The 21,860-nt window shown below is 74.9% G+C and carries 17 protein-coding genes; 14 read left to right on the top strand and 3 right to left on the bottom strand.

Annotation, left to right across the window (positions count from 1 at the left end):
- Positions 1-48 precede the first annotated feature (48 nt).
- Genes DN051_RS29300 through cobI form a run of 7 tightly spaced genes read left to right on the top strand, consistent with a single transcriptional unit; the run spans position 49 to position 10,905 of the window.
- Positions 49-990, top strand: coding sequence for a cobalamin biosynthesis protein (locus DN051_RS29300; RefSeq protein ID WP_112439828.1), 942 nt, complete (start codon positions 49-51; stop codon positions 988-990).
- On the top strand, positions 987-2,498 hold the full coding sequence (locus DN051_RS29295; protein WP_112439826.1) for a cobyric acid synthase: 1,512 nt from the start codon (positions 987-989) through the stop codon (positions 2,496-2,498). The genes DN051_RS29300 and DN051_RS29295 overlap by 4 nt, the downstream gene beginning before the upstream one ends.
- Entirely contained in the window at positions 2,495-6,148 is a 3,654-nt protein-coding gene (gene cobN / locus DN051_RS29290) for a cobaltochelatase subunit CobN (RefSeq protein WP_112439825.1), read from the top strand. Before DN051_RS29295 ends, cobN begins: the two co-directional genes overlap by 4 nt.
- Positions 6,145-8,133, top strand: coding sequence for a putative cobaltochelatase (locus DN051_RS29285; RefSeq protein WP_112439824.1), 1,989 nt, complete (start codon positions 6,145-6,147; stop codon positions 8,131-8,133). The genes cobN and DN051_RS29285 overlap by 4 nt, the downstream gene beginning before the upstream one ends.
- Positions 8,133-8,741, top strand: coding sequence for a cob(I)yrinic acid a,c-diamide adenosyltransferase (gene cobO, locus DN051_RS29280; protein ID WP_053759579.1), 609 nt, complete (start codon positions 8,133-8,135; stop codon positions 8,739-8,741). Before DN051_RS29285 ends, cobO begins: the two co-directional genes overlap by 1 nt.
- Positions 8,738-10,177, top strand: a complete 1,440-nt coding sequence (locus tag DN051_RS29275; protein ID WP_425471680.1) for a cobyrinic acid a,c-diamide synthase CobB — start codon at positions 8,738-8,740, stop codon at positions 10,175-10,177. Before cobO ends, DN051_RS29275 begins: the two co-directional genes overlap by 4 nt.
- The gene (gene cobI, locus DN051_RS29270) at positions 10,174-10,905 is read left to right on the top strand and encodes a precorrin-2 C(20)-methyltransferase (RefSeq protein WP_107093950.1); all 732 of its coding nucleotides are present in this window, start codon (positions 10,174-10,176) and stop codon (positions 10,903-10,905) included. The genes DN051_RS29275 and cobI overlap by 4 nt, the downstream gene beginning before the upstream one ends.
- 17 nt (positions 10,906-10,922) lie before the next feature.
- Here the strand turns inward: cobI and DN051_RS29265 are convergent, their stop codons facing one another.
- Positions 10,923-11,648: a ZIP family metal transporter gene (locus DN051_RS29265; protein WP_112439822.1), complete on the bottom strand. Its 726-nt coding sequence runs from the start codon at positions 11,646-11,648 to the stop codon at positions 10,923-10,925.
- 145 nt (positions 11,649-11,793) lie between these two features.
- Here DN051_RS29265 and cobM point away from each other — a divergent pair, with 145 nt between their 5' ends.
- From cobM to cobC, 6 genes are read left to right on the top strand one after another with little or no spacing between them, the layout of a single operon-like run.
- Positions 11,794-12,612 carry a precorrin-4 C(11)-methyltransferase gene (cobM, locus tag DN051_RS29260; protein WP_053759575.1) on the top strand — a complete coding sequence of 273 codons (819 nt, stop codon included), beginning with the start codon at positions 11,794-11,796 and terminating at the stop codon, positions 12,610-12,612.
- Positions 12,609-13,844: a precorrin-6y C5,15-methyltransferase (decarboxylating) subunit CbiE gene (cbiE, locus tag DN051_RS29255; RefSeq protein ID WP_112439821.1), complete on the top strand. Its 1,236-nt coding sequence runs from the start codon at positions 12,609-12,611 to the stop codon at positions 13,842-13,844. The genes cobM and cbiE overlap by 4 nt, the downstream gene beginning before the upstream one ends.
- Positions 13,841-15,511, top strand: coding sequence for a precorrin-3B C(17)-methyltransferase (cobJ, locus tag DN051_RS29250; RefSeq protein WP_112439820.1), 1,671 nt, complete (start codon positions 13,841-13,843; stop codon positions 15,509-15,511). The genes cbiE and cobJ overlap by 4 nt, the downstream gene beginning before the upstream one ends.
- On the top strand, positions 15,508-16,098 hold the full coding sequence (locus DN051_RS29245) for a precorrin-8X methylmutase (protein ID WP_053759572.1): 591 nt from the start codon (positions 15,508-15,510) through the stop codon (positions 16,096-16,098). The genes cobJ and DN051_RS29245 overlap by 4 nt, the downstream gene beginning before the upstream one ends.
- The gene (locus tag DN051_RS29240) at positions 16,095-17,021 is read left to right on the top strand and encodes a sirohydrochlorin chelatase (protein ID WP_053759571.1); all 927 of its coding nucleotides are present in this window, start codon (positions 16,095-16,097) and stop codon (positions 17,019-17,021) included. The genes DN051_RS29245 and DN051_RS29240 overlap by 4 nt, the downstream gene beginning before the upstream one ends.
- The gene (cobC, locus tag DN051_RS29235) at positions 17,011-18,072 is read left to right on the top strand and encodes an Rv2231c family histidinol phosphate aminotransferase CobC (protein ID WP_112439819.1); all 1,062 of its coding nucleotides are present in this window, start codon (positions 17,011-17,013) and stop codon (positions 18,070-18,072) included. Before DN051_RS29240 ends, cobC begins: the two co-directional genes overlap by 11 nt.
- 131 nt (positions 18,073-18,203) lie before the next feature.
- Here the strand turns inward: cobC and DN051_RS29230 are convergent, their stop codons facing one another.
- On the bottom strand, positions 18,204-19,124 hold the full coding sequence (locus DN051_RS29230; RefSeq protein ID WP_053759569.1) for an SCO1860 family LAETG-anchored protein: 921 nt from the start codon (positions 19,122-19,124) through the stop codon (positions 18,204-18,206).
- 336 nt (positions 19,125-19,460) lie between these two features.
- Here DN051_RS29230 and DN051_RS29225 point away from each other — a divergent pair, with 336 nt between their 5' ends.
- Positions 19,461-20,714: a serine hydrolase domain-containing protein gene (locus tag DN051_RS29225; protein WP_112439818.1), complete on the top strand. Its 1,254-nt coding sequence runs from the start codon at positions 19,461-19,463 to the stop codon at positions 20,712-20,714.
- 54 nt (positions 20,715-20,768) lie between these two features.
- Here the strand turns inward: DN051_RS29225 and DN051_RS29220 are convergent, their stop codons facing one another.
- Positions 20,769-21,860: an amidohydrolase family protein gene (locus DN051_RS29220; RefSeq protein ID WP_053759567.1), complete on the bottom strand. Its 1,092-nt coding sequence runs from the start codon at positions 21,858-21,860 to the stop codon at positions 20,769-20,771.

Here is a 21,860-nt window from a genome sequence, read left to right as displayed (position 1 = left end):
GAGGTTCAGTACCGGGGTTCCGCCCGAGCCGACGGTCGGCTGAGCCGCGTGCGTGCCGATCGCGTCTTCGCGTACGGCGCCACCGCCGGTCTTCTGGGGGATCTGCTTCTCGGCGATCCACGCCGCGGCCATCCCGTCGCCCTGTTCGGGCGCGCCGCCGCCGCCGTGGAACGGCGGCTGTGGCGGGACCACCGCGGACGGGGGGCGGTGCACACCGCCGTGTGCGTCGGCGGTGCCGTGGCGCTCGGAGCCCTCGCCCGGCGGGCCGCGCGTCCCTCCGCCGTCGCTTCCGTCGCGCTGACCGGCGTCGCCACCTGGGCCGTCGTCGGGGGCACCTCGCTCGCCCGTGAGGCGCGCGCCGTCGGGCGTGCCCTGGAAGCGGGGGACGTCGAAGGCGCGCGGCGCCGGCTGCCGCATCTGTGCGGGCGCGATCCGCAGGCGCTGGACGCCGACGGGATCGCCCGCGCGGTCGTGGAGTCCGTCGCCGAGAACACCTCCGACGCCGTCGTCGGGGCGCTGGTGTGGGGTGCGGTGGCGGGAGTGCCCGGGCTGCTCGGCTTCCGCGCGGTGAACACCCTCGACGCCATGGTCGGGCACAGGTCGCCACGGCACCTGCGGTACGGGTGGGCTTCGGCCCGCCTCGACGACCTGGCCGGCTGGCCCGGCGCCCGGCTGACGGCCGGGCTCGCCACGGTGGCCGGTCCCGATCCGCGGGGCGCCGTACGGGCCTGGCGCGCGGACGCCGGCCGGCATCCCAGCCCGAACGCCGGGCCGGTGGAGGCCTCGTTCGCGGGTGCGCTCGGCGTCCGGCTCGGCGGAACGCTGTCCTACGCGGGCCGGGTCGAACACCGGCCGGTGCTCAACGGGACGGGGCGCGCCGTCCGGGTCACCGACGTCGAGCGGGCGGTACGGCTGTCCCGGCGCGTCGCACTGCTCGCGCTCGGCGCCTGTGCCGCCGGGCGACTGCTGACAAAGGGGCGTACGTCATGAGTGGTGGGGGTCTGCTGGTCGCCGGCACCACCTCCGACGCCGGCAAGAGCGTCGTCACCGCCGGGATCTGCCGCTGGCTGGTGCGCCGCGGCGTGAAGGTGGCGCCGTTCAAGGCGCAGAACATGTCGCTGAACTCGTTCGTCACCCGTGAGGGCGCCGAGATCGGGCGGGCGCAGGCCATGCAGGCGCAGGCCGCGCGCGTCGAGCCGTCGGCGCTGATGAATCCCGTACTGCTCAAGCCGGGCGGCGAGCGGAGCAGTCAGGTCGTGCTGATGGGCAGGCCGGTCGGTGAGATGAGCGCGCGCGGGTACCACGGGGGCCGGCAGCAGCAGCTGCTGGGAACGGTGCTGGACTGCCTGTCCGAGTTGCGGGACACGTACGACGCGGTGATCTGCGAGGGGGCCGGCAGTCCGGCCGAGATCAATCTGCGGCGGACCGACATCGTGAACATGGGCATCGCCCGCAACGCCGGGCTGCCCGTCCTCGTCGTGGGGGACATCGACCGGGGCGGTGTCTTCGCCTCGTTCTTCGGGACGGTGGCGCTGCTCGGGCCCGAGGACCAGGCGCTCGTCGCCGGGTTCCTCGTCAACAAGTTCCGCGGCGACGTGTCCCTGCTGGAGCCGGGCCTCGACATGCTGCACGGCCTGACCGGGCGGCGGACCTACGGTGTCCTGCCGTTCCGGCACGGCCTCGGCATCGACGAGGAGGACGGGCTGCGGGTCTCGCTGCGCGGGACCGTGCGGGAGTCCGCCGTGGCGCCGCCCGCCGGTGAGGACGTGCTGCGGGTCGCCGTGTGCGCCGTACCGCTGATGTCCAACTTCACCGACGTCGACGCGCTGGCCGCCGAGCCCGGCGTGGTGGTCCGGTTCGTGGACCGCCCCGAGGAACTGGCCGACGCCGACCTGGTGATCGTGCCCGGCACGCGGGGCACGGTAAGGGCGCTGGAGTGGCTGCGGGAGCGGGGACTGGCCGAGGCGATCGCGCGCAGGGCCGCCGAGGACCGGCCCGTGCTCGGCATCTGCGGCGGTTTCCAACTGCTCGGCGAGCACATCGAGGACGACGTGGAGAGCCGCCGCGGGCACGTCGACGGCCTCGGACTGCTGCCCGTGCGGGTGCGGTTCGCCCGCGAGAAGACCCTCGCCCGTCCCGTCGGCGAGGCACTCGGCGAACCGGTCGAGGGCTACGAGATCCATCACGGCGTCGCCGAGATCCTCGGCGGCGAGGCCTTTCTGGACGGCTGCCGGGTCGGCCGGACCTGGGGCACGCACTGGCACGGCTCCCTGGAGTCGGACGGTTTCCGGCGCGCCTTCCTGCGCGAGGTGGCCGCCGCCGCGGGCCGCCGCTTCGTACCGGCGCCGGACACGTCTTTCGCCGCGCTGCGCGAGGAGCAGCTCGACCGGCTCGGCGACCTGATCGAACAGCACGCGGACACGGACGCGCTGTGGCGGCTCATCGAGTCCGGCGCGCCGCAAGGACTGCCCTTCATCCCACCGGGAGCGCCCGCATGAGCACTGTGTTGTTGTTGTCGACCGCGGACACCGATCTGCTGGCGGCCCGAGCCTCCGAGGCCGCGTACCGGATCGGCAACCCGACCCGGGTGGACGTCCGCGGGGAGCTGCCGGGCCTCCTCGACGGCACGGACGTCGCCGTCGTACGGCTGCTCGGCGGCAAGCGCGCCTGGGAGGACGGCCTGGCCGCCCTGAAGGCGTCGGGGATCCCCACCGTGCTGCTGGGCGGCGAGGCGGTGCCCGACGCCGAGCTGATGGCCGAGTCGTCGGTGCCGGCCGGTGTGGTGGCCGAGGCGCTGCGGTATCTCGTCGAGGGCGGTCCGGCCAACCTGACCGAGCTGGCGAGGTTCCTGTCCGACACCGTGCTGCTCACGGGTGAGGGCTTCGTCGAACCGCAGCGGATGCCGGAGTACGGGGTCAGCGGGCAGCGCCCGCGCACCGAGGGCCGGCCGACGGTCGGCGTGCTGTTCTACCGGGCCCACGAGCTGAGCGGCAACACGGCGTTCGTCGACACGCTGTGCGACGCGATCGAGGCCCACGGCGCCAACGCCCTCCCGGTGTACTGCGGTTCGCTGCGCGGCGCGGACGCCGGGCTCTACGAGCTCCTCGGCGGGGCCGACGCCCTGGTCGCCACCGTCCTCGCCGCGGGCGGCACGCACGCCTCGCAGGCGTCGGCGGGCGGCGACGAGGAGGCCTGGGACATCGGGGCGCTGGCCGACCTGGACGTCCCGGTGCTGCAGGGTCTGTGCCTGACCTCCTCGCGCGCGGTGTGGGAGGCGTCGGACGCCGCCCTGTCCCCCATGGACGCGGCGATGCAGGTCGCCATCCCGGAGTTCGACGGCCGTCTGATCACCGTGCCGTTCTCCTTCAAGGAGCAGGGCCCGGACGACGTGCCCGTGTACGTGGCCGACCCCGAGCGGGCCGGGCGCGTCGCCGGTATCGCCGTACGGCACGCGGCGCTCAAGCACAAGGCGAACGCGGACAAGAGGCTGGCGCTGGTCTTCACCGCGTACCCGACGAAGCACTCGCGGGTCGGCAACGCGGTCGGCCTCGACACACCCGCCTCCGCGGTGCGGGTGCTGGACGCGCTCAGGGACGCCGGCTACTCCCTCACCGACCACCCCGACAACGGCGACGAGCTGATCCACCGTCTGATCGAGGCCGGCGGCCACGACGTCGAGTGGCTGACGGAGGACCAGCTGGCCGCCGCGCCCGCGCGCGTGCCGCTGGCCGACTACCGGGCGTGGTTCGACCGGCTCGACCCCGCGCTGCGCGACGCGATGCTCACCGCCTGGGGCGAGCCGCCGGGCTCCCTGTACGTCGACGGGGACGACATCGTGCTCGCCTCGCTGCGGTTCGGGAACGTCGTCGTGATGATCCAGCCGCCGCGCGGCTTCGGCGAGAACCCGATCGCGATCTACCACGACCCGGACATGCCGCCCTCCCACCACTACGTGGCGGCCTACCGCTGGCTGGAGAACTCCTTCGGCGCCGACGCGATCGTGCACATGGGCAAGCACGGCACGATGGAGTGGCTGCCGGGCAAGGGACTCGGGCTGAGCGCGGGCTGCGCGCCCGACGCGGTCCTCGGCGACCTGCCGCTGGTCTACCCGTTCATCGTCAACGACCCCGGCGAGGGCACGCAGGCCAAGCGGCGCGGACACGCCACCGTCGTGGACCACCTGGTGCCGCCGATGGCCCGCGCCGACACCTACGGCGACCTGGCCAAGCTGGAGCAGCTGCTCGACGAGTACGCGCTCGTGTCCGACCTGGACCCGGCCAAGGCGCCCGCGGTCCGCGCGCAGATCTGGACGCTCGTCAAGGCGGCGGAGCTCCACCACGACCTGCACGTCGACGAGCAGCCGGACGACACCGAGTTCGACGAGTTCGTCATGCACATCGACGGCTATCTGTGCGAGATCAAGGATGTGCAGATCCGTGACGGTCTGCACATCCTCGGTGGCGGCCCGGTGGGCGAGGCGCGCGTCAATCTGGTGCTGGCGGTGCTGCGCGCCTCCCAGGTGTGGGGCGGGCGCGCCGACGCGCTGCCGGGACTGCGGTCGACGCTGGCCGCGCACTTCGGTCTGGTGGAGAAGGAGCTGCTGGCCGAGCCGGGCGCGCCGGTCAAGGTGCCGGTGGAGCTGACCGATCTGGTGGCGGGCCCCGCCCGCAGCGCCGCCGACGCGATCGATCTGCTGGAGCAGTTGTGCCGGCGGATCGCGCTGGGCCTGGAGGAGCGCGACTGGGCGGTCTCCGAGAGCGCCGCGCTCGTACGGGAGGTGCTGGGCGCCGAACTCCCCGACGCGGTCGCCGTGCTGGAGTTCGCCTGCGCCGAGGTCGTCCCGCGGCTGGCCCGGACCACGGACGAGATCGGGCACGTCCTGCGGGCGCTGGACGGCGGTTACGTCCCGGCCGGGCCGTCGGGTTCGCCGACGCGCGGCCTGGTGAACGTGCTGCCGACCGGCCGCAACTTCTACTCCGTCGACCCCAAGGCGATCCCGTCCCGGCTGAGCTGGGAGGTGGGCCAGTCGCTGGCGGACTCCCTCGTGGCCCGCTACGTCCAGGACACCGGCGCGTACCCGAAGTCCGTGGGCCTGACGGTGTGGGGCACCTCCGCCATGCGCACCCAGGGCGACGACATCGCCGAGATCCTGGCACTGCTGGGCTGCCGCCCGGTCTGGGACGACGCCTCGCGCCGCGTGACCGGCTTCGACGTGGTGCCGCTCACGGAGCTGGGCCGGCCGCGCATCGATGTCACGGTGCGCATCTCCGGCTTCTTCCGGGACGCCTTCCCGCACGTCGTCGGGTTGCTCGACGACGCGGTGCGGGCGGTGGCGGAGCTGGACGAGCCCGCCGAGCAGAACTACGTCCGCGCCCACGCCGACGAGGACACCGCCGCGCACGGCGACCGGCGCCGGGCCACGGCCCGCATCTTCGGCTCCAAGCCGGGCGCGTACGGCGCCGGCCTGCTGCCGCTGATCGACGCCCGCAACTGGCGCTCCGACGCCGACCTGGCCGAGGTGTACGCGGTGTGGGGCGGCTACGCCTACGGCCGGGGGCTGGACGGGCGTGCGGCGCGCGGCGACATGGAGACGGCGTTCCGGCGGATCGCGGTGGCGGCGAAGAACATCGACACGCGCGAGCACGACCTCGTCGACGCCGACGACTACTTCCAGTACCACGGCGGCATGGTGGCCATGGTCCGCCATCTGACGGGCGACAGCCCGGAGGCGTACGTCGGCGACTCCGCCACCCCGGACCAGGTGAGGACCCGCACGCTGGGCGAGGAGACCCACCGCGTCTTCCGGGCCCGCGTGGTCAACCCGCGCTGGATGGCGGCGATGCGCCGGCACGGCTACAAGGGCGCGTTCGAGATGGCCGCGACCGTCGACTACCTCTTCGGCTACGACGCCACGGCCGGGGTCGTGGACGACTGGATGTACGAACGGCTCAGCGCCGAGTACGTCTTCGCGCCGGAGAACCGGGACTTCATGAGGAAGTCCAACCCGTGGGCGCTGCGCGGCATCACCGAGCGGCTGCTGGAGGCCGCCGAGCGCGGGCTGTGGGCCGAGCCGGACGCGGACACGCTGGAACGGCTGCGCGCCACCTACCTGGAGCTCGAAGGCGAACTGGAGGGCGACGACAAGTGACCACCCCGTTTCCGTTCACGGCCGTCGTCGGTCAGGACGACCTGCGGCTCGCGCTGCTGCTGAACGCGGTGTCCCCGGCGGTCGGCGGGGTGCTGGTGCGCGGCGAGAAGGGCACCGCCAAGTCGACCGCGGTACGCGCGCTGTCGGCGCTGCTGCCCGAGGTGCCGGTGGTGCCCGGCTGCCGCTTCTCCTGCGACCCCGGCGCGCCCGATCCGGGCTGCCCCGACGGGCCGCACGAGCCGGGGCCGCCGCGGCGTCGCCCGGCGCGCATGGTCGAACTGCCGGTCGGCGCCTCCGAGGACCGGCTGGTGGGCGCCCTCGACATCGAGCGGGCGCTCGCGGAGGGCGTGAAGGCCTTCGAGCCCGGACTGCTCGCCGACGCGCACCGCGGGATCCTGTACGTCGACGAGGTCAACCTGCTCCACGACCATCTGGTCGACCTGCTGCTGGACGCGGCCGCGATGGGCGCCTCGTACGTGGAACGCGAGGGCGTGTCGGTGCGGCACGCCGCCCGGTTCCTGCTCGTCGGCACCATGAACCCCGAAGAGGGCGAGTTGCGGCCGCAGTTGCTCGACCGGTTCGGGCTGACCGTCGAGGTCGCGGCCTCGCGCGAGCCGGACCAGCGCGTGGAGGTGGTCCGGCGGCGGCTCGCGTACGACGACGACCCGGCCGCGTTCGCCGCGCGGTGGGCCTCGGAGGAGGCCGCCGTGCGGGCCCGGGTCGTGGCGGCGCGGGAACTGCTGCCGTCGGTGCGGCTGGGCGACGGGGCGCTGCGGCAGATCGCGGCGACCTGTGCCGCCTTCGAGGTGGACGGCATGCGGGCCGACATCGTGATGGCGCGCACGGCGACCGCGCTGGCGGCGTGGGCCGGACGTACCGAGGTGCTCGCCGAGGACGTGCGGCAGGCCGCGCTGCTGGCGCTGCCGCACCGGCGGCGCCGCAACCCCTTCGACGCGCCGGGCCTGGACGAGGACAAGCTGGACGAGACGCTGGAGCAGCACTCCGGTGAGGACGACGACGATCCCGATCCCGGTCCGGACGGCCCCGGCGGGGGCGGCGGGCAGCCGGAGCCGGGTGAGGGGCCCGAGGGCGGTGACTCCGCCGCCGAGCCCGAGTCCGGCGCGGACGGGCTGCCGTCGGGCGGCGGCGAGCAGTCCGCGGTCCGGGCCGCCGAGCCGTTCCGCACCAAGGTGCTGAGCGTGCCCGGGATCGGTCAGGGCGCCGCCGGGCGGCGGTCGCGGGCGCGCACCGAGCACGGGCGGACCACGGGGGCCCGGCGCCCGCGCGGCACGCTGACCAAGCTGCATCTGGCGGCGACGGTCCAGGCGGCGGCCCCGCATCAGCGGGCCCGCGGGCGCAGCGGACCGGGGCTCGTGGTGCGCCGGGACGATCTGCGGCAGGCGGCGCGGGAGGGGCGCGAGGGAAACCTCGTGCTGTTCGTGGTCGACGCCTCCGGGTCGATGGCGGCCCGGCAGCGGATGTCCGCGGTCAAGGGCGCGGTGCTGTCGCTGCTCCTCGACGCCTACCAGCGGCGCGACAAGGTCGGGCTGGTGACCTTCCGCGGTGCGGCGGCCGAGGTCGCGCTGCCGCCGACCTCGTCGGTGGACGCGGCGGCGGCTCGGCTGCAGACGCTGCCGACGGGCGGGCGCACCCCGCTCGGGGCGGGGCTGCTCAGGGCGCACGAGGTGCTGCGGGTGGAGCGGCTGAGGGATCCGGCGCGGCGGGCGCTGGTCGTGGTGGTGACCGACGGACGGGCCACGGGAGGCCCGGAGCCGCTGGTGGCGGCGTCGCGTGCGGCCGGGCTGTTCGCGGCCGGGGGCGTGGCGTCGGTCGTCGTGGACTGCGAGTCGGGTCCGGTACGGCTGGGGCTGGCGGGCCGGCTCGCGGACGAGCTGGGCGGTACGGCGGTGACGCTGGACGAGCTGCGGGCGGACTCGATCGCCGGGCTGGTCAGGGATGTTCAGGGCAACAGGAGGGCCGCGTAGTGCCACAGGGACAGCCGAGTGCCGTACCGGACGACGGACTGACGACCCGTCAGCGGCGGAACCGGCCGCTCGTCGTCGTGCACACGGGTGTGGGCAAGGGCAAGTCGACCGCCGCTTTCGGGCTCGCGCTGCGCGCCTGGAACCAGGGGTGGCCGATCGGGGTGTTCCAGTTCGTGAAGTCGGCCAAGTGGAAGGTCGGCGAGGAGCGGGCGCTGCGGGTGCTCGGCGACTCCGGCGAGGGCGGGAGTGTCGCCTGGCACAAGATGGGCGAGGGCTGGTCGTGGGTCCAGCGCGGCCTCCTGGGCGACAACGCCGGCAACGAGGAGAAGGCCCGCGAGGGCTGGGAGCAGGTCAAGCGGGACCTGGCCGCCGAGACGTACCGGCTGTACGTGCTCGACGAGTTCGCCTACCCGATGCACTGGGGATGGATCGACACCGACGAGGTCGTCTCCGTGCTGCGCGACCGGCCCGGCACCCAGCATGTCGTCGTCACCGGCCGGAACGCGCCCGCCGCACTGGTGGACTTCGCCGACCTCGTGACCGACATGTCCAAGGTCAAGCACCCCATGGACGCGGGCCAGAAGGGGCAGAGGGGCATCGAGTGGTGACCCGGTCCGTACCGCGGCTGGTCGTCGCCGCGCCGTCCTCGGGCAGCGGCAAGACCACCGTGGCGACGGGGCTGATGGCGGCCTGGGCGCGGCGCGGGCTGTCCGTGTCCCCGCACAAGGTCGGTCCCGACTACATCGACCCCGGGTACCACGCGCTCGCCACCGGGCGGACGGGGCGCAACCTCGACGCGTACCTGTGCGGGCCCGAGCTGGTCGGGCCGCTGTTCCTGCACGGGGCCCGCGGCTGCGACATCGCCGTCGTCGAGGGCGTGATGGGCCTGTACGACGGGGCCGCGGGCGAGGGCGAGCTGGCGTCCACCGCCCAGGTCGCCAAGCTGCTGCGGGCGCCGGTCGTGCTGGCGGTCGACGCGTCCGCGCAGTCCCGTTCGGTGGCGGCGCTGGTGCACGGCTTCGCGTCCTGGGACCCGGAGGTGCGGGTCGGCGGCGTGATCCTGAACAAGGTCGGCTCGGACCGGCACGAGGCGCTGCTGCGGGAGGCGCTGGACAGCGCCGGGGTGCCGGTGCTGGGCGTGCTGCGCCGCGTGCCCCAGGTCGACACGCCCTCCCGGCATCTGGGGCTGGTGCCCGTCGCCGAACGGCGGTCGCAGGCCGTCGAGGCCGTGGCGGCGATGGCCGCGCAGGTCGAGGCCGGGTGCGATCTCCGGGCGCTGGCCGAGCTGGCGCGCGGCGCCGGCGCGTTGCCCTGCGCGCCCTGGGACGCCGCCGAGGCCGTACGCACCGCCTCCGTTCCGCCCCGCGCGGTCCCGGACCCGGGTGCCGCCGCTCCCCCGGCCACGGCGCACCCCGTACGTCCTCGTCCCGGCCCGACGTCCGGGCCGGTGGTCGCGGTCGCCGGCGGGGCGGCGTTCACGTTCTCCTACGCCGAGCACGCCGAACTCCTCACCGCGGCCGGGGCCGAGGTGGTCCCGTTCGACCCCCTGCGGGACGAGTGGCTGCCGGACGGGACCCGGGCCGTGGTGATCGGGGGCGGGTTTCCCGAGGTGTACGGCGAGGAGCTGTCCGCCAACGAGCCGCTGCGCAAGGCCGTCCGCGACCTCGCCGACTCGGGCGCGCCCGTCGCCGCCGAGTGCGCGGGGCTGCTGTATCTGTGCCGGGAGCTGGACGGGCGGCCGATGTGCGGGGTGCTGGACGCGACCGCCCGGATGTCGGACCGGCTCACCCTCGGGTACCGGGACGCCGTGGCCGTGACCGACAGTGCCCTGGCGGTGGCCGGGACGCGGATGCGGGGGCACGAGTTCCACCGGACGGCCGTGGAGCCGGGCGCCGGGACCGCGCCGGCCTGGGGGGTGCGGGCGCCCGAGCGGCGCTTCGAGGGTTTCGTACAGCGCGGTGTGCACGCGAGTTACCTGCACACGCACTGGGCCGGTGCGCCCGGTGCCGCCCGTCGGTTCGTGGAGAGGTGCCGGACGTCATGAGCAGCAGGCTGATCGGAGTCGGGGTGGGCCCCGGCGATCCGGAGCTGGTGACCGTCAAGGGCGTCAACGCGCTGCGCGCCGCCGACGTCGTCGTCGTCCCGGTCATGGACACCGGGGAGCGGGGGCGGGCCGAGGCGACCGTGCTGCACTACGTGCCGGCGGACAAGGTCGTACGGGTCGTGTTCGCGCTGAACGAGCGGACCGACCGGGCCCGCCGGGAGGCCGCCTGGGACGCGGCCGGTGAGCACGTCGCCGCGCTGCTGCGCCGGCACGCGTCCGTCGCCTTCGCGACCATCGGCGACCCGAACGTGTACTCCACCTTCACCTACCTCGCGCAGACCGTCGCCGGCCTGGTCCCGGGCAGCGTCGTCGAGACGGTGCCCGGCATCACCGCGATGCAGGATCTCGCCGCACGCTCGGGTGCGGTGCTGACGGAGGGCACCGAGCCGCTGACGCTGGTGCCGGTCACCGCCGGTACCGGTGTGCTCAAGGACGCGCTGAACGGGCCCGGCACCGTGGTCGCCTACAAGTTCGGGCGGCAGGCGGCCGAGGTCGCGGCGGCGTTGCGCGAGAGCGGGCGGCTGGAGGGCGCCGTGTGGGGTTCGGCGCTCGGGCTGCCGGAGGAGTCCGTGCGGCCGGCCGCGGAGCTCGACGGGGCGGCGCTGCCGTACCTGTCCACGCTGATCGCGCCCGCGCGGCGCGAGGGCGGTCGGGGCGGCAAGCTGTGACCGGGTCCGGCGCGGGCTCACTCGGCGATGCCCACCACCAGCCAGATGAAGCCCGCTCCGGCGACCGTGCACAGCAGCGTCGGGCCGGCGGGGTGCTCGTGGTGGGCCTCGGGCAGGATCTCGGCCGCGGCGAGGTAGAGCAGGGCCCCGCCGAAGAAGCCGAGATAGGCACCGAGCACCTGTTCCGGGATGGCGAACAGCAGGGTGGACGCGGCGCCGGCGATCGGGGCGACGGCGTCCGCGAACAGCATCGCGTAGGCGCGGCGCCGGGCGTTGCCGTAGAGCGTGGTGAGGGTGAAGGTGTTGAAGCCGTCCGCGAAGTCGTGGGCGACGACGGCCACCGCGACCGCGGCCCCCATGCCGCCGCCCACCTGGAACGCGGCGCCGATCGCCACGCCGTCCATCGCGCTGTGGCCGACCATCGCGGCGGCCGCGGTCAGTCCCACCTCGGGGGCGCGCGCACGCTCGTCGGCGCCGTGCGCGGCCCGGCGCGCGGCGAGCAGCCGCTCCACCAGATGGGCCAGCAGGAAACCGGCCACGAACAGCAGCAGCGCCGTGGGCACGCCGAACAGTTCGCCGTCCGCCGCCTCCAGCGCCTCCGGCAGCAGGTCGAGGCCGACGACGCCCAGCATCAGGCCGCCGGCCAGGCCCAGGACCAGATGGCGCCGGTCCGTCACGCGCTGCGCCGTCCAGCCGCCGGCCAGCGTCATCAGGAACGCGCCGAGCGCGACGAGGACAGCCATCCGACCTTGGTATCCGATCGGCGGGCGTCCGCGCACTCCTCCACGCTCGACTTCCCTCGCGCGGGCGGTACCGCCCGCGCGGTTGGACCGTCGCGGCGTCACCGCCCGCAGTACTTCCACGACTTGTAGGAGAGGACCGATTCCCATGGCCGATGCCCCCGCCGGCAAGGTGACCTTCGTCGGTGCCGGCCCCGGCGCCGCCGATCTGCTGACGTTCCGTGCCGCGCGCGCCATCGCCGAGGCCGATGTCGTGATCTGGGCGGCGAGCCTGGTGCAGGAGGAGGTCCTGGAGCACGCGCGCGAGGACGCCGAGATCCTCGACTCGGCGACGATGTCGCTGGAGGACGTCGTCGCCGTGTACGAGCGGGCGCACGCCGAGAACCTGGCGGTGGCCCGCGTCCACTCCGGCGACCCCGCGCTGTGGGGCGGCACGCAGGAGCAGCTCGACCGCTGTGCCGGGATCGGCATCGCGACCGAGATCGTGCCCGGGGTGTCGTCCTTCTCCGCCGTCGCGGCGCTCGCGCGGCGGGAGCTGACCATTCCCGAGGTGGCGCAGTCCGTGGTGCTCACCCGGCTCGGCGGCGGCAAGACGCCGATGCCGCCGGGCGAGGAGGTGCGGGAGTTCGCCCGGCACGGCACCACCATGGCGATCTTCCTGTCGGCGGCGCGCAGCGGGCAGCTCGTCCGGGAGCTGCTGGAGGGCGGCTACCCGACCGGCACTCCGGTCGTCGTCGCCCACCAGGCGACCTGGCCCGAGGAACTGATCGTGAAGTGCACGATCGGCACGCTGGAGGAGACCGTCAAGGAGCACCGGCTCTGGAAGCACACCCTCTTCCTGGTCGGCCCCGCGCTGGCCGCGCACGGCACCCGCTCGCACCTGTACCACCCGGGTCACTTCCACGGTCACCGCAAGGCCGACCCGCAGGCCCGCAGGGAGCTGCGCGAGCGGGGGGCGAGCACATGATCACCGTCGTCGGCGCGGGCACCGGGGTGCCGCTGTCCGAGGACGTCGCGGCCGGCGCGGAGCTCGTCGTGGGCGGGCGGCGGCACCTGGACGCCGTACGCCTGCCCGAGGGCGCGGAGCGGGTCGTGCTCGGGCCGCTGGCGCCCGCGCTGGACACCATCGGGGAGTACGACGCGAAGGACCGGCCGGTCGTCGTGCTGGCCTCGGGCGATCCGGGGTTCTTCGGGATCGTTCGGGCGCTGGTGGAGCGGTTCGGGGCGCGACGGCTCGAGGTGCGGCCCGGGGTGTCGTCCGTCGCCGCGGCGTTCGCGCGGATCGGTCTGCCCTGGGACGACGCCGTGGTGGTCAGCGCGCACGGGCGTGACCCGCGCACGGCCGTCAACGTGTGCCGGGCGCATCCGAAGGTCGCCGTCCTGACCGGTCCCGGCGCGGGCCCGGCCGAGCTGGGGGCCGCGCTGCTGGACAGTGAGCGGGTCCTGGTGGTGGCGTCGGCGCTGGGCGACCCGGACCGCGAGAGCGTGCGGCGGGTGACGCCCGCCGAGGCCGCGGCGCGGGACTGGGGCACGGCCGTGAGCGTCGTGCTGTGCCTGGACGAGCGGCGTGTGCCGCGCGGTTCGCGGACGGTCGCCGGACCGGCGGGCGCGTCGGCTGGATGGGCGCTGGGCGAGTCCGAGTTCACCCACCGCGACTCGATGATCACCAAGTTCGAGGTGCGGGCGCTGGCGCTGGCCCGGCTCGGACCCCGGCTCGGCGACCTGGTGTGGGACGTCGGGTCCGGCTCCGGATCCGTGGCCGTGGAGTGCGCGCGGCTGGGCGCCGCCGTCGTCGCCGTGGAGAAGGCGGCCGACGGGGTCGAGCGGATCCGCGCCAACGCCCGGACGCACGGCGTCGATGTGCGGGTCGTGCACGGCACGGCGCCGGCCGCACTGTCGGAACTGGACGATCCCGACACCGTGTTCGTCGGCGGCGGAGGGCGCGAGCTGCCCGCCGTCGTCACCGCGTGCGCGCGACGGGCCCGGCGGGCCGTGGTCGTCGCGCTGGCCGCGCTCGACCGGGTGCCGGCGGTGCGCGAGGCGCTGCGCGGCGCCGGGTTCGACTGCGACGGGGTGCTGTTGCAGTCCTCCCGGCTCACGCCGCTGCCGGGGGACGTGACCCGGCTCGCGGCGGCCAACCCCGTCTTCCTGCTGTGGGGCGTCAGGCCCGCGGCCCTTGTCGAAGGAGTTGTTCAGTGATCGGCCTCATCTCCGCCACCGCGGCGGGCGCTGCGGCGCGGGACCGGCTGGCGGCGGCGTGGCCGGACCGGACGCGGGTGTACGAGGGTGCTGTCGGGGACGCCGTGCGGGCCGCTTTCGCGGAGTGCGGGCAACTGGTGTGCTTCCTGGCCACGGGCGCGGTGGTGCGGCTCGTCGCCCCGCTGCTGACCGACAAGGGCAGCGATCCCGGCGTGGTGTGCGTCGACGAGAGCGGGCGGTTCGCCGTGTCGCTGGTCGGCGGGCACGGCGGCGGGGCCAACGACCTCGCCCGCGAGGTGGGCGAGGTGCTGGGCGCCTCGCCGGTCGTGACGACGGCGACGGACTCCGCCGGGGTGCCGGGGCTGGACACGCTCGGGCTTCCGGTGGAGGGGGCGGTGCCCGCGGTCTCCCGTGCCCTGCTGGACGGTGAGCCCGTCGCTCTCGACGCCGAGGTGCCGTGGCCGCTGCCTCCGCTGCCCGTGGCGCCGCGGGGCGCGTACAGGATCCGCCTGACCGACCGCGTCGTCGACCTCTCGGAGCGCGAGGTCGTGCTGCGGCCGCCCTCCCTCGTCGTCGGTGTGGGGGCGTCCAGGAACGCCCCGGTCGACGAGGTGCTCGGGCTGGTCGAGAGCACCCTGCGCGAGGCGGGACTGTCCCCGCGCAGCATCGCCGAGCTCGCCACCGTCGACGCCAAGGCCGACGAACCCGGGATCGTCGCGGCCGCCGAACGCCTCGGCGTACCGCTCGTGACCCACCCGGCGGAGGAACTGGCCCGGGTCGCCGTGCCCAACCCCTCGGACGCGCCCCTCGCGGCCGTCGGGACCCCCTCCGTGGCGGAGGCGTCGGCGCTGGTGAGCGGCGGTGAACTCCTCGTGTCCAAGCGGAAGTCGGCCATGGTCACCTGCGCCGTGGCCCGGCGGCCGGGCCGGGGGCGGCTCGCGGTGGTCGGTCTCGGACCGGGGGCCCGTGACCTGCTGACGCCGCGGGCCGCGGCCGAACTGCGACGTGCCTCCGTGCTCGTCGGGCTCGACCAGTACGTCGCCCAGATCCGCGATCTGCTGCGACCGGGCACCCGGGTGCTGGAGTCGGGGCTCGGGGCCGAGGAGGAACGGGCCCGCACGGCGGTCGACGAGGCCCGCAGGGGGCACGCGGTCGCGCTGATCGGCAGCGGCGACGCGGGCGTCTACGCGATGGCGTCGCCGGCGCTCGCGGAGGCGGGCGACGACATCGACGTGGTGGGCGTGCCCGGGGTGACCGCCGCGCTCGCGGCGGGCGCGGTCCTCGGGGCGCCGCTCGGGCACGACCATGTGTCGATCAGCCTGTCCGACCTGCACACGCCGTGGGAGGTCATCGAACGCCGGGTGCGGGCCGCGGCGGAGGCGGACATCGTCGTGACCTTCTACAACCCGCGCAGCCGCGGCCGTGACTGGCAACTGCCGCGGGCGCTGCGGATCCTGGCCGGGCACCGGTCCCCCGGGACACCGGTCGGCGTCGTCCGCAACGCGTCCCGGGCGGACGAGTCCAGCCGTTTGACGACCCTGGCCGCGCTGGACCCGGCGACGGTCGACATGATGACCGTCGTGACCGTCGGCAACACGGCGACGAGGCAGATCGCGGGGCGCATGGTGACCCCGCGCGGCTACCGCTGGCAGGAGGAGACCCGGTGAACCGCGTGGTCCACCCGATCGAACAGGAGTCGTTCCGGCGGCTGCGCGCCCGCCTCGACACCTCGGGCCTCGCGCCGCTGACCCGGGCGGTGGTGGAGCGGGTCATCCACTCCGCCGCCGACCTGGAGTACGCCACCGACCTCGTCATGGCCGAGCACGACCTGGAGCGGGCGCACACCGCGCTGCACTCCGGCGCGCCCGTCGTGACGGACGTCGAGATGGTGGCCGCGGGCATCACCCGGCGCGAGACGGTCTGCCGGCTCGCGGACGCCCGATCGGGCCCGGGGCTGACGCGTTCGGCGCACGCCGTGCGGCTGGCGTACGAACAGGTCGGACCGGGCGCGCTCTGGGTGATCGGCTGTGCGCCGACCGCCCTGGAGGAGCTGCTGACACTGGACGCCGCACCGGCGCTGGTGATCGGACTGCCGGTCGGCTTCGTCGGGGCCGCCGAGTCCAAGGCGGCCCTGCGGGCCAGCGGACTGCCCGCCGTGAGCAACGTGTCCGAGAAGGGCGGTTCCGCGGTCGCCGCGGCCGCGCTCAACGCCCTGCTGTACCACAGCACTTCGCACACCGAGGAGAAACAGTGACGACCGCGCCGCCCGCCCTGCTCATCGCCGGACACGGCACCCGGGACGACGCCGGGGCCGAGGCGTTCCGCGACTTCGTCCGGGAGCTGGGACGCCGCCACCCCGAACTGCCCGTCGCGGGCGGCTTCATCGAGCTGTCCCCGCCGCCGCTGGGCGAGGCCGTGGCGGAGCTGGTCGAGCGGGGCGTACGGCGGTTCGCCGCCGTACCGCTGATGCTGGTGTCCGCCGGGCACGCCAAGGGCGACATACCGGCGGCGCTGGCCCGCGAGAAGGAGCGGCACCCGGGGCTCTCGTACTCCTACGGGCGTCCGCTCGGCCCGCACCCGGGGCTGCTGTCGGTGCTGGAGCGCCGGCTGGACGAGGCGCTCGGCGGGCGGGCCCGCACACCCGCCGACCGCGCCGATGTGACGGTGCTGCTGGTCGGGCGCGGCTCGACGGACCCGGACGCGAACGCCGAGGTCCACAAGGCGGCCCGGCTGCTGTGGGAGGGCCGTGGCTACGCGGGCGTGGAGACGGCGTTCGTGTCGCTCGCGGCCCCGGACGTGCCGAGCGGACTGGACCGGTGCGTTCGGCTGGGCGCCCGGCGGATCGTGGTGCTGCCGTACTTCCTGTTCACCGGCGTCCTGCCGGACCGGGTGCGGCTCCAGACGGAGGGCTGGTCGGCCGCCCACCCGGAGGTCGAGGTGCTGTCGGCGGACGTGATCGGGCCGGAGCCGGAGCTGCTCGACCTGGTGATGGAGCGGTACGAGGAGGCGGTGAAGGGCGATCTGCGGATGAACTGCGACTCGTGCGTGTACCGCGTCGCGCTGCCCGGCTTCGAGGAGAAGGTGGGCCTGCCGCAGCAGCCGCATTACCACCCCGACGACGACGGTCACCACCACGGGCACCACCACGGCGGTCACACCCACTCCCATGCCCACTGAGCGGGACCCGCACGATCTGCGCCACCACGGCGACGCCGAGGTCCGTGACGACGGGCGGACCCTGGTCGACCTGGCGGTGAACGTCCGCGCCGGCACCCCGCCCGGGTGGCTGCGGGAGGTCGTCGCCGGGTCGCTCGACGGGCTGGCGGCCTACCCGGACGGGCGGGCGGCGCGGGCCGCCGTCGCGGCCCGGCACGGGCTCACCCCGAACCGGGTGCTGCTGACGGCGGGCGCGGCGGAGGCCTTCGTCCTGCTCGCGCGGGCCCTGAAGGTGCGGCGGCCGGTGGTCGTGCACCCCCAGTTCACGGAGCCGGAGGCGGCGCTGCGGGACGCGGGGCACAGCGTCGACCGGGTGCTGCTGCGGGCGCAGGACGGCTTCCGGCTGGATCCGGCGGCGGTGCCCGAGGACGCCGACCTGGTCGTGATCGGCAATCCGACCAATCCGACGTCCGTGCTGCATCCCGCCGGCGCCGTCGCCCGACTGGCCCGTCCCGGGCGGACGTTGGTGGTCGACGAGGCCTTCATGGACGCCGTGCCGGGCGAGCGCGAGGCGCTGGCCGGCCGGACGGACGTCCCCGGTCTGGTGGTCCTGCGCAGTCTGACCAAGACGTGGGGACTGGCCGGACTGCGGATCGGGTACCTGCTGGCGTCCCCGGAGACCGTCGCCGACCTCGCTCGCGCGCAGCCGCTGTGGCCGGTCTCCACACCCGCGCTGACCGCCGCGCAGACCTGTGTGGGGCCGCGGGCCCTGGCGGAGGCGGCGCACGCCGCGCACCGGGTCGCCGCCGACCGGGCCCATCTGGTCGCGGGACTCTCGGACATCGCGGGGGTGCGGGTCGTGGGGCCCGCCGAGGGGCCCTTCGTCCTCGTACGGCTGCCGCACGCCGCCGCGGTGCGCGGGCGGCTGCGGGACCTCGGCTTCGCGGTCCGGCGCGGCGACACGTTCCCGGGTCTGGGCGAGGAGTGGCTGCGGCTGGCGGTGCGCGACCGGGCCACGGTGGACCGCTTCCTCGCGGCCCTGCGCCGGGCCATGGCCGGCGACGGCGGCTGACCGGCACGGCACGCCCCTCGCGGCGGGGTACGCACCGGCTCCGCACCCGCGGAACGCACCGCCGTACCTGAACCGGTACGGCGGTGCGGCGCGACGGCCGAGGCCGGGGAACCCCGGACCGCCGCGGTCCGTCAGCCCCGGGCGCGCCGGCGGGCGAGGACCAGCGCTCCCCCACCGGCCGCGACGAGGGCGAGCGCTCCGCCGGCGATGTACGGCGTCGCCGTACCGCCGCCGGTACGCGCGAGATCGGCCTGCGCGGGTGCGCCCTGCGGTCGGGCCTCGGAGACCGGGCCGGAGCCCGCCGCGGGCGACTCGGCGGGTTCCTCCGCGGCGGCCGGCGCCTCGCAGGTCGCCTCCGCCAGGGTCACGGTGCCGTGCACCTCCGCGACGTTGAGGTCCAGCGGGTCGACGGAGACGGTGAGCCGGAGGGCGGTGGCCGCCGCGGTGCGGGACGTCGTCTGCCGCTCGGACAGGTCCAGGCGGACCCCGCCGACCCCGGGCACCTTCACGTCCGTGGGGCCGCCGGCGGTGAGCGTGACCCGCTTGCCCAGCACCGTCACGGTGCCGATCACACGGGAGTCGGCGACCGGTGCCCGCCCCGCTTCGCACGTCGCCGTCGAGGTGACCGACTCGACCTCGATCAGGGACAGCAGCGGCAGGCCCGGAACGTGGAGGCGGGCACCGGCCAGCCGGGTGGTGCCCTCCGCCTTGCCGGCGGTCACCGTCGCCGCGGCCCGCGCCACCTCCGCGCGCAGCACGGTGAACGGCTCGCCGCCGTCGACGCCGTCCAGCCGCGCGGTCAGGGCGGTCTGCTCGGCGCTCCGCGGTGCCCGGACCTCGTTGAGGGAGACCGCCAGCGGGACGGTCACGGTCTTGTCGAGCAGGGAGACGTCCAGGCCGGTTCGCAGGACGACGGCGCTCGCGCGGCCCTGGTCCTCGGTCGCCCGCGCCGGACCCGCGCCGGCCAGCGCGGCGGATCCGGCGACGAGGAGGGCAGCGGTCACCGCTGCGGCCGAACGGCGTGCGGACGTACGGAAGTTGATGCTGTTCAAGGGTGGGACCCCCCACGGATGGAATGCTCGGGACCCGGCAAGGATTACGCACTGAGAGTGAAGGGTCAGCGACCCGAGGCAACTTCACTCCAACGCGTGGTCCTCGCGCGCAAATTCGAATCCCGCGGCACGGGTGTTCCCCTTCGTCACTCGTTTCCCTGTCCCCGTCCGAACACGCCGGTTGACGCTCCGGCACACACGCGGGAGTGCACAACGAGCCGGGCGGCGGTCCGTCACCCTCCGACGGGCGACCCGGCACGAGCGCTCCTATGCTGGTCGCACAGGGCCCCGCGGCCCGGTCGCGGGCCGCTCCTCGGGTGTCTCGGGAGTCAGCCCATGATCTGTTCCTGCCGACAGCTGCGCAGGGGGGCCGTCACCGCCGCGGCGCTGGGTGTCCTCGTGGTTCCGGCCGGCACGGGACCCGTCCTCGCCTCGCCCGCACCGGCACCCGCCGCCGCCACCGTGCAGCCCTCGCCCTCCCCCACGACGTCGGACGACGGCTTCCGCGCCCTGACCCCCGAGGTGAAACGGCAGGTGGACGAGGCGGTCCTGCGGGTCATGCGCGAGGCGGACGTCCCCGGGGTGACGGTGGGCCTGTGGACGCCCGACAAGGGCACCCATGTGCGGTCGTTCGGAGTGGCCGACAAGGCCACCGGCCAGGAGATGTCGCCGGACCTGTCCCTGCGGATCGGCAGCGAGACCAAGACGTTCACCGTCACGGCGCTGCTGAAACTGGTCGACGAGGGCAGGCTCGGCCTGGACGACACGATCGGCGAGTACGTCGACGGCGTGCCCAACGGGGACGAGACGACCCTGCGCCAGTTGGCCGGGATGCGCAGCGGGCTGTTCAACTACACCGAGGACCAGGACTTCTTCAAGGCCCTGACGTCCGATCCCGAACGGTCTTTCACACCACGGCAGTTGCTGGACTACGCGTTCAAGCACCCCGTGCTGTTCCAGCCGGGTGAGAAGTTCTCCTACAGCAACACCAACCTCATCCTGCTCGGTCTGGTCGTCGAACAGGTCGCGCGTCAGCCGCTCCAGGAGTACATCGGCCGCACCGTCCTGGAACCGGCCGGCATGGAGCGCACCCTCCTCCCGACGAACGCGGCGTTCCCGTCACCGCACGCCCAGGGGTACACGGACCAGACCGCGGACGGGAAGATCGCCGACACCGCCGGGTGGAACCCCTCCTGGGCCTGGGCGGCCGGCGCGATGATCTCCACCCTGGAGGATCTGCGGGTGTGGGCGCCCACCGTCGCCACCGGCGTCCTGCCGGACGGCGAGATCCTGATCAGCCCGGCCACCCAGCAGCAGCGGCTGGACACACGGGCCTCCTCCATCCCGGGCGCCGGGTACGGTCTGGGCATCTTCGACGTCGGCGGCTGGCTCGGGCACAACGGCTCGCTGCCGGGCTACGAGTCGCTGACGGTGTATCTGCCCTCGGCCCGCGCGACCATGGTCGTCCTGCTGAACACCGACGTCGACCACGACGGCTCCGAGCCCAGCACCCTCTTCGGGGACGCGATCACGAAGATCGTCAGCCCGGAGCACGTCTTCGACCTGCCGGCCCAGCCCGCGGGCCGCTGAGGCGTGTTTCGAGAATCCCGCCCCGCCCGCCTGCCCGGCGACGCCGGGCCCGCGTCAGCCGACGACCCGCCCGTTCAGCACCACGCGCCGCGGGGCGGCCAGTACGCGGACGTCCGCCCGCGGGTCCGACTCGTACACCACCAGGTCCGCCGGCGCCCCCTCCTCGATGCCGGGGCGGCCGAGCCATTCCCGGGCCGCCCAGGTGGTGGCCGACAGCGCCTCGACGGGCGGGATGCCGGCGGTGGTCAGTTCCACCACCTCGGCGGCGGCCAGACCGTGCGCGAGTCCGCCACCGGCGTCGGTGCCGACGTAGACCGGGATACCCGCGTCGTAGGCGGCGCGCACGGTGTCGTAGCGGCGTTCGTGGAGCCGGCGCATATGGGCCGACCAGCGGGGGAAGCGGGCCTCGCCGCCGTCGGCGAGCCGGGGGAAGGTGGCGATGTTGACCAGGGTCGGGACGATCGCCACCCGCCGCTCGGCGAAGAGGGGGATCAGCTCCTCGGTCAGGCCCGTGGCGTGCTCGATGCAGTCGATGCCGGCTTCGACCAGGTCCCGCAGGGAGTCCTCGGCGAAGCAGTGCGCGGTCACCCGGGCGCCGAGGCGGTGGGCCTCGGCGATGGCGGCCTCGACGGCCTCCCGCGGCCAGCAGGCCGACAGGTCGCCCAGTTCGCGGTCGATCCAGTCGCCGACCAGCTTGACCCAGCCGTCGCCCCGCCGGGCCTCCTGGGCGACGTACGCGACGAGTTCGTCCGGCTCGATCTCGTGGGCGTAGTTGCGGATGTAGCGGCGGGTGCGGGCGATGTGCCGGCCCGCCCGGATGATCTTCGGCAGGTCCTCGCGGTCGTCGATCCAGCGGGTGTCGGAGGGCGAACCCGCGTCACGGATCAGCAGGGTCCCGACGTCCCGGTCGGTGAGCGCCTGCTTCTCCGCCACGTCCTGGGGGACGGCACCGTGCGCGTCGAGGCCCACGTGGCAGTGGGCGTCGACGAGGCCGGGCAGCGCCCAGCCCCGCACCGTGCGCACGTCGCGGGCGCCGGCCGGGCGGTCGAGGGAGATCCGTCCGTCGACCACCCACAGCTCGTCGCGGATGTCGTCGGGGCCGACGAGAACCCGGCCCGTCACGTGCAGCACGGCGTGATCGCTCAT

The sequence above is a fragment of the Streptomyces cadmiisoli genome (genome assembly GCF_003261055.1).
In the GTDB taxonomy this organism is placed as follows: domain Bacteria; phylum Actinomycetota; class Actinomycetes; order Streptomycetales; family Streptomycetaceae; genus Streptomyces; species Streptomyces cadmiisoli.
Note: the sequence above shows the minus strand (reverse complement) of the source record. Positions and strands in the feature narration are given on the sequence as shown.